The following is a 13,023-nucleotide window of genomic DNA, read 5'->3' as shown; positions in this document are numbered from 1 at the left end:
AATATCCTCTTTTATTTCAGATTATTTTTATTCTGCAATTTCGCTTGTTTGCACTGCTTCGTTTGTTGACAAATCTGCTTCTTGCTTAGCAATATCCTTACGTTGGAAGATTAAGGAGCCAATTAAGCCGATTATCAGCGCGATTATTACGCCCAAGTTAGCACCTGCCCAGCTGCTCGACTTTCCGCCAACAATCCAAAGCAAATACCCTTGCCACGTGAGCCATTGTGCAGCGGAATTTACAACCAAACCCCAGCCAACAATTGTTCCAACGCAAAGAATCGCAAAAGCTTTAACGTTCCAAGCACCGTAGCGGCCTTCCGGCTTATACAAGTCTTCAGTGCAGTAATCTTTTTTGCGAACGAGCACATCCGTAGTAAACATTCCTGCCCAAACAGCCATTGGCACTCCCAAAGTTGTTAAGAAGCCTTGGAATGGTCCAATAAACGTGTCGGAGAAGAACGTAACGTAAACAACGCCGAGAGTAGTGAGCACTGCCGTAATAATTGCCGCCGCCGCACGCGGGATACGTATTCCAAAAGATAGCAGCGCAAGACCGTTGGAATAATTGTCCATAATTGCGCCCGACATAAGTCCTAACACAGCTACAATCGTGTACGGAATCAAATACCAAGCTGGCAGAATTGCCGCAATTGCGCCGATTGGGTCATTTCCAACGTTGTGAGCCAGTTGCATATTTGATGCAGCAAGCAAAAGACCATAGAAAATTAGGAACACGTTTGCAATTGACGCTCCAAAAGTAGTCCAAAAAACGATTCCGCTATTTGAAGATTTTCTAGGCAAGTATCTTGAGTAATCAGCAGCAACATTAACCCAGCCTATTCCGAAGCCAGTCATAACAAAGAAGCAGCAGCCAAGCATTGCTGGAAGAGATCCGTTTGGGATTCGTCCAATAGCCGCAAAGTTTATGTGTCCCCAACCCAGCACAAAGAAGCCGAGGGTTATTATTCCAGTTACGATTGTTATAACTTGCTGGCACTTCATAATTAAGTCGTAACCGTAAATTCCAACCAACACAATTAATCCAACTACGATGATTGTGCTCACGATTTTAACGCTTGTGCCACTACCCCAGCCGAGCTTTTCAGCAGCTGTTGCCATTGCAAGAACGGCGGTTATGGCTAGCGAAATTTCCCAGCCGAGCGTTGCAATCCAACTCAAAGCTGCTGGAATGTTGGCTCCGCGTACGCCGAAGGTTGCGCGAGTTAATACCATTGTTGGTGCGTTTCCACGTTTTCCAGCTATTGAGATTATTCCAACAAGCAGGAATGATACGATTACGCCAATTATGGTCATGAGCGTTGCTTGCCAGAATGATATTGCAAAACCTAATGCCCACGCTCCGTACGACATTGCAAATACTGAAATATTTGCTGCAAACCACGGCCAAAATAGGCTTGCCGGCGTTCCTTTACGCTCGCTTTCACTGATTGTGTCTATACCTTGTTCCTCAATACTTAAGGAATTTTGAGTTGACGAGCCTGATGATTGTTGATCTTTAGATTCGTCTATTTGAGCTTTACTCATTTTTCACCTAGTTTCTTTTTTTAGGTTGATTTGTTTGTTTTGTGCAACGTAAGAAAAGTTAACAAATGTTGGTATTAATAAACATTTGTTTTAATAAAATCTTCTATCTCCTTTTTCGTAGGGCACGTCGCAGGCCCGTATTTGGTAACAGCAAGAGCTGCTGCAGCGTTCGCATACAAAACTGCTTGCTTAAGCGTCATTTTGTAACCTATTGAAGCCGCAAGTACGCCAGTATGCGCATCTCCAGCTCCATTTGTATCTACTGCTTTTACTTGAAAACCTTTAATATGCTCGGCTTCTTTGCCTAAATCACACACCCAAGCTCCATCAGATCCAGTGTGAACAACGAGCGGAGCTTGTAACGCACGTTGCAAAAGTTCAATTTTTTGTTTTGTAAGTTGATTATTTGTTTCGTAAGTAAAGATTCCGTTGGCAGCACCCTCGTTGGCATCACCCCAAGTGTTAAGTCTTCTCGCTAAAATCCCCGCTTCTCTAGCATTACACAACCAAATCGGCGCGTAGGCAATCAATGCTTTTAAATCTTCGTCTAAAATATTTGCAATCATCGGCGACGCATCAAAAATCGCCGTAAACCGGCGCGTGCGATTATAAAAAGAATTCTCTAAAGCACTACTACACAAACCGCTTGGCCTACCCAAACCACTTGAGCCGCTTGTTCTCATCATAAACCGCAAAAGTGCACGTTTTATAGGACTCACAAACGTGTACCCACTAAGGTACACAACATCTTGCGGATTTGGGTTTACCAAGTCAAAAGCGTGCTCGTCACCGCTAGTTTCCGCACCTTTAGTAGATATAAAAGTGCGCTCTGCACTTGCGTCCGTAAGAGCTATGCAAAATCCAGAATCAAGTGTGGAATTTTTTGTGCCAATATGCGAAATATGCGCTTCATTTAAAGCTTTAGAAATAATATTTGCAAAATAACCTTCGCCCAAAACACCAGCCCACTGCGCCTTAGCTTCCATTTGACTCGCAGCAAATAGCATGTTGTAACTCGCACCAGCGCGCATACTATAAGAGCTTGCAAATATATCTTCACCCGAAGCAGGAACGGAGTCAACTTTCATCGTCAAATCCACAATAATTTGTCCGAGTGAAATCACTCGCGGCGCAATCAAACTCGCTTTATTGCTCAAGTTTAGGTTTGATTCACCCATTGTAATCGCCTCTGAAAGCTATTGCGCAGTATTTTCTCTAATTAGACACAAATCATACACTGTCTTTTCTACGTCATAGCAGTGCTCAACTCGCAAATTCTCTAAAACACGTTCCCGTATTTCTGCATCGAATACTTGCGGACCGTATTTTGAACCCAACATTGCTGAACACATTGCAGCAATCGTATCCGTATCCCCACCAATAGAAGCCGCAAAACACGCAGCTTTAGTTGGATCGTCCATAAAACGAGTCGCAATTGCGAAAGCTGCAGCCACAGATTCATTAGCTTCAACACTTGTGCCGCAATCGTTCTGCAACATTTCCGCAAAATCATCGTCGCTAGCAGACGCAGAACTCAATTCCTCGGCTTTTTTAGTGAAAAATTCGACTCGACTTATAACGCTTGCTTTTGCACTCCAATTGCCTTGTTTTGGAAGTGATTTTACGAATTTTATTGCTTCTTTAAGTGGATTTTCACAACCTTCAATTCCTAAGCTTACTGCTGCAGCAATGAGTGTTGTGGATTCAATTCCTTGAGTTGTGTTGTGAGTAATTAAGCACGATTTTCTTGCTGCCTGAGCAAGTGACTCGCCTGGTTTAAAGGCAATTCCGACTGGTGTTGCACGCATTGCACCACCGTTAGTTGTGCCAAATTTGCCTGTTTCTTCGGGACTTACACCGTTTACAAGCGCTTGTAAAGCAGATTTAGTTGACGGCCCCAAAAGATCCAACGAACCTTTTTCGCGCATTTGCGCCTCCCAATCTAGGAGGTTTTGCGCATACTTGTTGTTGTCAATATTGCCGTTATCTGCGATTATGCGTTTTGCAAGCAAGAAGGCTTGTTCCGTATCGTCTGTTACGGAACCCGCTTTCATATTTGGAGCGATTGGCTGCTGGCTTACAGCGTCCATCAATCTTGTAATTGAACCACCATAAAAACGGCGTATGCTTTGAGCGCTCATGCTTTGAGTAGGCATGCCTAAAGCATCACCTATAGCAAGACCGGTAATAGCACCAAGTGCACGATTGTATGTTTCACCTTGCTTAATCAAAACTGAACAAACGCTCTCAAACTTAGTCTTCAGCCTCAGCGTCAGTAATTGCACGCACCTCTTCAACATTGGCTTTAAGCATATTTTTTAGCTCATCAACAGAATCGAAAGCCTGCTGTGGGCGCAAGAAACTAGCAAACTCAATGCAAACGCGGTGTCCGTACAAATCCTTCCAATCGTCGAACAATCCGTAAGCTTCAACTGTGCGCTCAGCTTCGTCCTCACTATCCGAATTAAACGTTGGCTTTGTGCCGATTGAAATCGCAGCTGGCCAACGCCATGGCGAATGTACGCCTAAATGAAGCTCATCTCGGCGCAACACGCTAACATCCGGCACAGTGCTCTTTGTTGGGCGCATTTCATTCTTATTATCTGAATCTAAATCAACAACCCAACCAGCGTATACGCCGTCAACTGGAATATATCCTTCAATTTTTTCGCCAAGATTCACTGTTGGGAAACCAATCTCACGACCGCGCTCATCTCCATGAACAACTGTTCCTTCAACGCGATGCGGTTGATCCAAAATTTCGCGAGCCGCCTTAACACGCCCAGTTGCAAGCATCCAGCGAACATTCGTAGAGCTCCAAGCACGCACCTTCTTATTCGGCATACTCTTACTCCAAGCGCGATATTCCGCCTTATTCATGCCTTCAGCAGGATCTTCCGGCTCTCCAGAACCCTTAGGAACTTCGCGCACAATAGGATCCGGCACGCGAACATCCTCTGGACCTAAATCTTCTACCTCAATAAGCTCAAAAACGCCCGTTGCTTTAGATAATTCGCGGATCGCTTGAATATTTCCAGCCCTACGAGCACCAAGAGCAGCGTCAGAACCAAGAACCAAAGCTCGCATACCAAGCTTTCCTACGAGCTGACCTAAGAAGAAACGGTACGATTTTGCAGCAAAAGCAAGGCTGTAACGCACAATAACAACGTGATCAACATCTAGCTCAGAAAGCACGCGCAAGCGTTGACGAACGCTGGTAAGCGCATCCGAATCTTCCGGAAGATCCGTGTTGAAATCGCCAAAATCGTCGTATAAATCAGGGTTTGCATGTACTACACTTGGGCGCGGATCGAACATAATAACAACAGAAAACGCGCCGTGACGGTGCGCAAGTTCCACAGTGCGGCGAACAACCTCACGATGCCCCTTGTGCATACCGTCAAACACACCAATTGTAACAACTGCTTTACGCTCTGCACTTAGCGTTGGCCAATTAATCATGCCGTTGGCATCTGGTCGAATGTCGATGACCTTCATGATATCCTTACTATCCGCGTTGAAGCTTTACGTACGCAATACGTCTTGCGTAATTCCTTATTTTCAATCCTTAATACAGTTTACCAGTCTTCTGGCTTGCCGGAAATACCACAATTGGTTTGATTTGATTAGTTTTGCTATTTTTTGCTTGCTCAACTACAGCAACTACGTCATTTTGCGCATTGCTTGAGGATTTAACGTAGGCTATTGCAGGATATTGTTGAGAATTTTCTTCTGATTCAAAACTAAGCCAGCGCCCAAAACGCAAGTCTTTTGCTTGAGTTTCGTCAATTTGTAGCATTGGTAAAGTATGCTCGGCTGCTTCAAACATGTTTAAGCAGGTTTTAGGAAGACAAATATCGGCGTCAAAATCTTCTTTCGGCACAGCTTTTGAACGTTTTTGCAAAACACCTTCCCTATCGGTAAATTCGCGAGTTTCCGTGCGAAGTTTAAGAACGCGAGGATCTGTTACTGAAAAATCGCCGATGCTTGTGCGTCTAAGCGAAATCAAATGTCCACCAACGCCAAGAAGACGGCCTAAATCGCGCGCTAAAGCACGAATATACGTGCCGCTGCTGCAAGAAACAGTTGCAGTAATATCGCATACTTTTCTTCCGCTTTTGCCGCGCAAAATACAAGGATTAGCAACATAAAAATCGCTAATAGTTACTTCGCGAGACGGAATTTCTACAGTTTTTCCTTCACGAGCTAAATCGTATGCTCGCTGACCGTTAATTTTAATTGCAGAAAAAGCGGTTGGAGCTTGCATAATTTTGCCGGTTAAGTTTTCTTTAATAACTTGCTTAATGCGCTCAAAAGCTTGGTTTATAAGCTCACTATTACAAGAATCGCTTTCAAAAAGAAGCTTCAAAAGCAAATCGTCTGCAGCTTTAGTAACAACTCCCGGACCTAATTGCAGATTGTTTTGTTGCAAAATCTCACCGTCTGCATCATCTGTAGTCGTAGACTCACCCAAGCGAATTACCGCCTCGTAGGTTTTGTTGTGACCGAGCATGTAGTTGAGCAAGCGCGTTGCGTTACCAAAACCTACGATTAGCAAACCTGTTGCCATAGGATCTAGCGTTCCTGCGTGACCTACACGTTTTGTGTGCAAAAGGTGACGAGCGCAGGAAACTACATCGTGACTTGTAACTCCCTGCGGCTTGTCTACAAGTAAAATGCCGGAAGATGGTGTGAATTGCGTCATATGCAAATTAAGATTTTTTCGCGCTATTCTGCAGATTCATAAGGTTCTGAAGATTCTGCAGGTTCTGAAGATTCTGCAGGTTCGTCATCTTCAAAGTCGTCATCTTCAAAATCGTCGTCAGACTCATCATCTTCATGCGGTTTCTTATACGGATCAGATTCGCCAGCATACTTAGCGTTTTCGCGCATTTTAGCTAACTCTTCGTCACGATGACGAGCAGCAACCAAAATATCCTCAATTTCATGCGCTTCCGTAGGCACTTCGTCATAAACGAACTGCAATTGCGGAGTTAAACGCAAGCCAGCTTTTGCACCAACCAAAGAGCGCAAACGTCCGTGAGCCTGCTGCAAAGCCTGGGCTGCACGCTGACGCTCACCCTGCTCTTTTCCAGCATGACCAAGCTGAGTCCAATAAACTTTTGCAATTTGCAAATCGTTAGTAACTCGAACTTCCGTAATAGTTACACTAGCAAGACGCTTATCGTGCAACTGCGACTCCATATTAGAGGCGATTACGCGCTGAATTAACGCTGCAATACGTGCAGCTCTAGGATTCGTTCCTGCCATAATTACTTGCGCTCAATCTGCTTCATTTCAAAGGTTTCGATTACGTCGCCAAGCTCAATGTCGTTGAAGCTTCCAAGGTTAATACCTGCTTCATAACCTTCGCTAACGGACTGCACGTCATCCTTAAACCTACGCAAGCTGGAGATTTCCAGGTCGTTGACTGTAGCAACGCCGTCGCGCAAAATACGGCACTTCGTACCACGCTTGACTTCGCCGTCTTGAACCATAACACCAGCAATATTGCCAAACTTGGAAGAACGGAAGATTTCGCGAATTTCGGAATGCGAAGTAACAACTTCTTCGAATTCCGGCTTAAGCATACCCTTCAAAGCAGCTTCAATATCTTCAATTGCCTTGTAAATAACAGAGTAGTACTTAACTTCCACGCCTTCGCGATCTGCCAAATCAGCAACCTGACGGTTTGGACGCACGTTGAAGCCAATAATCACAGCCTTGTCAACAGTTGCCAAGTTCACATCGTTCTGAGTAATTGCACCAACACCGCGGTGAATAACCTGAATTCCAACTTCTTCAGAAACCTCAATCTTCATCAAGGAATCTTCCAAAGCTTCCACGGAACCGGAGGAATCACCCTTAATAACAATGTTCAGCATATCAACTTCAGACTTAGCGAACTGTTCCTTAAGGCTTTCAAGAGACACAACCTTGCGGCGCTTAGCAAGCTGAGCTGCACGCTCTGTAGCTGCACGCTTCTCCGCAATCTGACGAGCAGAACGGTCGTCCGAAGTAACCAAGAACAGGTCACCTGCGGTTGGAACAGAAGTCAAACCAAGCACCTGAACAGGAGTAGAAGGAGCTGCATCCTGCAGGTGATTTCCGTTTTCGTCGAGCATAGCGCGAACACGTCCGTAAGAAGTGCCTGCAACAATAGAATCGCCAACGTGAAGAGTACCCTGCTGCACCAAAACAGTAGCAACAGCACCACGACCCTTGTCGAGTCGAGCCTCAATAGTTGCGCCGCGAGCGTCCATATTTGGATTTGCTTTAGGATCAAGCTCAGCGTCTGCAGTAAGAAGCACAGCTTCAAGAAGCTTATTGACGTTAGTGCCCTGCTTTGCGGAAATATCCACAAACATGGTGTCGCCGCCGTACTCTTCAGCAACCAAACCGTATTCTGTAAGCTGACCGCGAACCTTGTCTGGGTTAGCACCTTCAACATCAATCTTGTTCACAGCCACAACAATTGGCACGTGAGCCGCTTGAGCGTGGTTAATAGCTTCAACAGTCTGAGGCATAACACCGTCGTCTGCTGCAACAACAAGAATAGCAACGTCAGTAAGCTCAGCACCACGAGCACGCATAGCAGTAAACGCTTCGTGACCTGGAGTATCGAGGAATGTAATCTTACGAGGCTTACCCTCAAGATTTACAGTTACCTGATAAGCGCCGATTCGCTGCGTAATACCGCCAGCTTCGCGATCGATAACATTCGACTTACGGATGGTGTCAAGCAAACGAGTTTTACCGTGATCAACGTGACCCATAACGGTAACAACAGGTGGACGAGATTGCAAATCGTCATCTTCCTGCAACTCTTCTTCGTCCAAATCAATATCGAATTGCTGCAAAAGCTCTTTATCTTCTTCTTCAGCAGAAACAATATTGATATTCCAGCCGATCTCTTCACCCAAAATTTGGAATGTCGACTCATCCAAGGACTGTGTAGCTGTTGCCATTTCTCCCAAGTGGAAGAGCACAGTTACCAAAGCTGCTGGATTGACATCAATTTTTTCTGCCAAGTCAGAAAGAGTTGCACCCTGACGCAAACGAATAGTAGCGCCGTTACCAGAAGGAATGCGCACGCCACCAATAACTGGTGCTTTAAGCTCTTCGTATTCACGACGCTTAGCTAAACGATTCTTACGAGCCTTAGAAGACTTGCCTCCCTGACGGCCGAATGCACCTGCAGCGCCTGCTCTACCGCGACCGCCGCCGCGAGATGGACCACCGTTTGGAGCACCAGCTGCTGCAGCCTGGAAAGTTGCAGCTTGATTTGCATTAAAGCGCGATTCTGCAGACGGCCTGCTATTTGAAGAGCCAGAGCCATTAGATGCGCCGCCGCGACGCTGACCTGACCACTGAGAACGCCCAGCTCCTTGGTTAGAGCGAGCGCCGCGAGAACGATTTCCGCCACGTTCACCGCGCGCACCATTTGCGTTACCAGCTCCACCCTGGCCTGGACGGCCACCGCGGCCATCTTTAGCGCCTGGACGAGACATCGGGTGAGGACGAGGAATATCTCCAGGGGTAGGAGAATGCATGCCCTGCTTACGACTAAACGGATTATTACCAGGACGAGGGGTTGCATTACCTGCTCCTTGAGCACCCTGATGCGGGCGCGGACGAGGAGGCATCTGCGTATGATTCTCGCGATTCTCACGGTTTTCACCACGACGCTCTGCATTCTTTGATTCGCCAGAAGAAGATGGACGAGGATTATGATTTGCGCGAGAGTGATTTGCTTCAGACTTTGGTGAGGCCTTAGAAGCTGCAGAACGTTCGGATTGCTCCGAATTTTGATTGCCTGCAGCGCGTTTTTGAGATTCAGCCTGAGACTTAGCTTTTGGCGCAGAAGGTTTTGCAGCACCAGAAGGTTTTACAGACTGATTTGCAGACTGATTTGCAGACTGATTTGCAGCTTGCTTTGAAGCTGTAGTTGCAGCAGGATTTGCAGCAGCCTTAGCAGGCTTGCTACCTGACTTGTTACCTGCTTGATTTCCTTCAGCTGCAAGCGCCGCCTGCAAACGACGCACTACTGGAGCCTCAACTGTTGAAGAAGCGGACTTAACAAATTCGCCCATGCCCTTCAAACGCTCCAACACGGTTTTACTGTCTACACCAAATTCTTTGGCCAGTTCATACACGCGCTTTTTAACCACTCAGTGTTCTCCTCTGTCTGTGGCAGCGCTAGCACACGCGGCCACTTTACATTATTGCGAGCTTATTATTTATTATCGTGCGATATATCATCGTGCGACCATGATCTTGTACCTCGTCTTGTGCAGGACGATGCTACTGCTTTTTCGCCCAGATTCCAGCTTTCAGCATACTCGAAACGTTGGATTGGTGCGAGTGTCGCCACTACTAAAGATTATGCGTTTTGACCTTGAGCTGCAGCAACTTTCTTATCATGCTCTTCTTGAGACTCAATGCCAATCTTCCAACCAGTCAGCTTTGCAGCCAAACGAGCATTCTGACCTTCCTTGCCAATAGCAAGAGAAAGCTGAGCATCATGAATAAACGCAACAGCAGTCTGATTTTTTTCGCTAACTACCTGCACCTGCGTAACAGTTGCTGGAGAAAGCGCGGCGGCAACAAACTTCGCTGGGTCATCCGACCAATCGACAATATCAATCTTTTCTTGACCCAAATTTTCCATTACCGCACGCACCCTAGAGCCTCCAGGACCAATCAAAGCTCCCTTTGGATTAACGCCCTCAGAGTTAGCGCGTACAGCAATCTTTGTGCGAGCTCCAGCCTCTCGAGCAATCGCCATAATCGAAACAGCGCCAGAAACAAGCTCTGGAACCTCACGCTCAAAAAGACGACGAACAAGCTCAGGATGCGACCTAGAAACCACAATTTCTGGTCCGCGAAGACCACGCGCAACATTTACAACATATACGCGAATACGCTCACCATGGCGGTAACGTTCACCTGGAACCTGCTCACGGCGAGGCAAAATCGCTTCAACATCTCCGACAGCAACGTGAATATTAGTAGTATCTTTGGCATCTTGCTGAATAATTCCGTTAATCAGCTTGCCTTTCTGACCAGAAAAAGCACCAAATACGCGATCATCTTCAGCCTTACGGAAGATTTGGCTAATAACTTGGCGGGCTGTTGCCGCAGCAAGACGACCAAAATCGCGAGGAGTATCGTCGTACTCTTCTCCCAGCGTTGGAGCCGGATACGGGTTATCTTCAGTAGGCTTACCAGGAATTTCATCCCTAGCCCACACAGTGAACGAACCTGCACGTTCATCCAGTTCAACTCGCACATGCTTTGCAGGATGAGCGGTTTTCATATACGCAAGACGCAAGGCCTCGGCGAGCGCCTCGTCCAGCTCCTCGGCATTAATCCCCTGCTGTGCCGCAAGCTGATGCATTCCCGCCAAATCCAATTCCATCGCGCACGTCCTCTCGTTATAACGCATTCATTTATGATTATTATTTTTGCAACCGTTTTGCCTTCTGATATAGCATTTATAATCAGATTTGCTTTAAGTTGCAGACAAGCCAACACCTTACTGAATTAATACAGTCGATATTGGTCACAGTCAGTGGCTATTTTAGTAGATTATGCAGACACTTTATGTTTTGTTAAAAGCCGTGCGTACTAACGCAAAGCGCAGCATAAAAATTGCGCTTAAGATTTTCGTTTGTGCTTTATTGACGCCTACGCTAGTTTTCACTCTAGCATCTTGCGGCACATTGCAAAACATTCACGTAGATCATACTGTAAAATCTACTTCTGGCGAAAATATTTGCGCAAAAGCCTACCGTTTAGCGCAAAAAAATCAACAATTTATTGAAAATAACGTAAATAATGTATCTACTTCAGACTTGGAATCTTCCGCAAAAGAATGGGAAACTGTAGCACAACAATGCCCAGGAAGATTAAGCGAAAGTATTGTTTATAGCGCTAAAGCAAAATGGGAAATATTATCTAAAGAATCTGGAAACAATAAGTCAAAAATCGCCGAAGAGATTGCTGGCACAAGCGATGAGGAAAATGCTGACGAAAGCGCAGAAAACCAAGAGAATACTGCAAACACAGAAAACCAAGAAAACCCAGAATCTTCAATAACTCATCAACTAGAGCGTAACGCTTATATACAATTTACAAAAACAGTAAAGCATTACAACAATTTTCAATGGACACATCACCCTTTGGCCAGCGCAGCAGCTGCAGAAGATCAGCTAGCGTTTATACTACAAACTTTAGCCGCAAAAAAAGTTCCAGGACTGCCGTTGGAATATAGCGATATGGCATCAACGAATGCTCAAACTTTTATGAACGCATCCGGAAAAGGCGATGATTTGCGCAAAAAAATATATGAGATTCCATCCGACGCTCTTGAAAGTGGAAAAGCGCAAGATAAGGCAAGCGGAAAAGATTTGCCGATTGCAGCCATAGCTTATATGGATTGCGCACGAACTGAACTTACTGCTTTTAATCAAATAATAGTTATTGAAGAAAATAAAACTAAAAGCGCGTCAAAAAACAATCGCGACGAAACAAGCTACGAATACTCTGCTGTTCAAGCGCATAAGGCTTTTAAAGATGCTGTAATAAAGCTGATTACTTCCAGATTATTGCGCGCCTACGCTCTAGGCTACCCAACAGAGACAAATTTGGTTTTGAAATAGTATAATTTTGTATGGTCTCCAATAGAGGTATAACTAATGTCGTTACTACATTATTTTAAACATACACTGTCTAATCGCTTATCAGAGCAAGCTAAAAAACGTATTCGTAAATATATTACTGTTTTTATTGTTTCGTATATGATTTTACTTTTGTTATCATATATACTTCTTGAACATGAGGAATCAGTTTGTGAATATGCTGTAGTAAATGCAAATTCCACTGCATCTGTTGTTGAAGATATAGAAGAATCTAAATCATTGCAAAAATACGTTAAATTAGTTAGAAAGAGAAAAACACCTAATTTTGATGAAAAAAATACTTGTCCAAGAAGTATTTTTATTTGGGATGTAATTGGACGATGGCTATATCTTCGTAGATATACCAATGAATTGCAGATATCTACTATGGACGACTTAGATTGGATTAGTTCCGTATTAGAGAAAGAATCACAAGCAAATGAAAATAAAGTTTATTAAACTAAATGTCATATAATCTAAAAATGCAGCAACACAAACCTAACACACTAGCCTGCCCTGCCTTCGCCAATCGAGACGAAGGCAGACCTCGCTTTCACTGAAAGTGAAGTGCACTTTCAGTTTTGAGAAAGCTCGGCAAATAAAAAAGCCTAAAGCAATTTACATGCTTTAGGCTTGGTTAATTCGCGGATGAAGCGAGATTCGAACTCGCGGAGGATTTTACCCTCACACGCTTTCGAGGCGTGCTCCTTAGACCGCTCGGACATTCATCCACTTGCGATTCGCGCAACAAAATCGCGCACAAACGCAACTTTTCAATTGTAAACCATGGCGC

Annotated in this window: 10 protein-coding genes and 1 tRNA gene; 2 read left to right on the top strand and 9 right to left on the bottom strand. The window is 45.0% G+C overall.

Annotated features, from left to right (window positions below):
- Positions 1-27: 27 nt before the first annotated feature.
- The 8 genes from ACLD5M_RS02955 to nusA all read right to left on the bottom strand — a co-directional run bounded on the left by ACLD5M_RS02955 (position 28) and on the right by nusA (position 10,969).
- On the bottom strand, positions 28-1,548 hold the full coding sequence (locus ACLD5M_RS02955) for a purine-cytosine permease family protein (protein WP_308583098.1): 1,521 nt from the start codon (positions 1,546-1,548) through the stop codon (positions 28-30).
- 74 nt (positions 1,549-1,622) lie between these two features.
- Positions 1,623-2,726: a PfkB family carbohydrate kinase gene (locus tag ACLD5M_RS02950; RefSeq protein ID WP_410314569.1), complete on the bottom strand. Its 1,104-nt coding sequence runs from the start codon at positions 2,724-2,726 to the stop codon at positions 1,623-1,625.
- Positions 2,727-2,744: 18 nt separating this feature from the next.
- A complete protein-coding gene (locus tag ACLD5M_RS02945) occupies positions 2,745-3,779 on the bottom strand; it encodes an ADP-ribosylglycohydrolase family protein (protein WP_410314568.1) in 1,035 nt (344 codons plus the stop codon).
- Positions 3,780-3,801: 22 nt separating this feature from the next.
- The gene (locus tag ACLD5M_RS02940) at positions 3,802-5,046 is read right to left on the bottom strand and encodes a bifunctional riboflavin kinase/FMN adenylyltransferase (protein ID WP_165844140.1); all 1,245 of its coding nucleotides are present in this window, start codon (positions 5,044-5,046) and stop codon (positions 3,802-3,804) included.
- A 70-nt stretch (positions 5,047-5,116) separates the two neighbouring features.
- Entirely contained in the window at positions 5,117-6,253 is a 1,137-nt protein-coding gene (locus ACLD5M_RS02935) for a tRNA pseudouridine synthase B (protein WP_410314567.1), read from the bottom strand.
- Positions 6,254-6,276: 23 nt separating this feature from the next.
- Positions 6,277-6,819 carry a 30S ribosome-binding factor RbfA gene (gene rbfA / locus ACLD5M_RS02930; RefSeq protein WP_410314566.1) on the bottom strand — a complete coding sequence of 181 codons (543 nt, stop codon included), beginning with the start codon at positions 6,817-6,819 and terminating at the stop codon, positions 6,277-6,279.
- A 2-nt stretch (positions 6,820-6,821) separates the two neighbouring features.
- Positions 6,822-9,719, bottom strand: a complete 2,898-nt coding sequence (infB, locus tag ACLD5M_RS02925; protein ID WP_410314565.1) for a translation initiation factor IF-2 — start codon at positions 9,717-9,719, stop codon at positions 6,822-6,824.
- Between the two features lie 212 nt (positions 9,720-9,931).
- Positions 9,932-10,969 carry a transcription termination factor NusA gene (nusA, locus tag ACLD5M_RS02920; RefSeq protein WP_004135703.1) on the bottom strand — a complete coding sequence of 346 codons (1,038 nt, stop codon included), beginning with the start codon at positions 10,967-10,969 and terminating at the stop codon, positions 9,932-9,934.
- A 172-nt stretch (positions 10,970-11,141) separates the two neighbouring features.
- Between nusA and ACLD5M_RS02915 the strand changes: the two genes are divergently transcribed.
- The gene (locus tag ACLD5M_RS02915; RefSeq protein WP_410314564.1) at positions 11,142-12,212 is read left to right on the top strand and encodes a hypothetical protein; all 1,071 of its coding nucleotides are present in this window, start codon (positions 11,142-11,144) and stop codon (positions 12,210-12,212) included.
- 36 nt (positions 12,213-12,248) lie between these two features.
- Complete coding sequence (locus ACLD5M_RS02910; protein WP_410314563.1) at positions 12,249-12,689, top strand: hypothetical protein; 441 nt, start codon at positions 12,249-12,251, stop codon at positions 12,687-12,689.
- 186 nt (positions 12,690-12,875) lie between these two features.
- Here the strand turns inward: ACLD5M_RS02910 and ACLD5M_RS02905 are convergent.
- Positions 12,876-12,961 (bottom strand) — tRNA-Ser (locus ACLD5M_RS02905).
- Positions 12,962-13,023 lie beyond the last annotated feature (62 nt).

It is taken from the genome of Gardnerella sp. Marseille-Q9185, assembly GCF_046508745.1.
Taxonomy (GTDB): domain Bacteria; phylum Actinomycetota; class Actinomycetes; order Actinomycetales; family Bifidobacteriaceae; genus Bifidobacterium; species Bifidobacterium greenwoodii.
This window is presented reverse-complemented; position numbering and strand designations above follow the sequence as displayed.

Excerpts from the sequence above, each read along its gene's own strand:
- ACLD5M_RS02955 (WP_308583098.1), bottom strand. The coding sequence starts at position 1,548 with ATGAGTAAAGCTCAAATAGACGAATCTAAAGATCAACAATCATCAGGC.
- ACLD5M_RS02950 (WP_410314569.1), bottom strand. The coding sequence starts at position 2,726 with ATGGGTGAATCAAACCTAAACTTGAGCAATAAAGCGAGTTTGATTGCG.
- ACLD5M_RS02940 (WP_165844140.1), bottom strand. The coding sequence starts at position 5,046 with ATGAAGGTCATCGACATTCGACCAGATGCCAACGGCATGATTAATTGG.
- ACLD5M_RS02935 (WP_410314567.1), bottom strand. The coding sequence starts at position 6,253 with ATGACGCAATTCACACCATCTTCCGGCATTTTACTTGTAGACAAGCCG.
- rbfA (WP_410314566.1), bottom strand. The coding sequence starts at position 6,819 with ATGGCAGGAACGAATCCTAGAGCTGCACGTATTGCAGCGTTAATTCAG.
- nusA (WP_004135703.1), bottom strand. The coding sequence starts at position 10,969 with ATGGAATTGGATTTGGCGGGAATGCATCAGCTTGCGGCACAGCAGGGG.
- ACLD5M_RS02915 (WP_410314564.1), top strand. The coding sequence starts at position 11,142 with ATGCAGACACTTTATGTTTTGTTAAAAGCCGTGCGTACTAACGCAAAG.
- ACLD5M_RS02910 (WP_410314563.1), top strand. The coding sequence starts at position 12,249 with ATGTCGTTACTACATTATTTTAAACATACACTGTCTAATCGCTTATCA.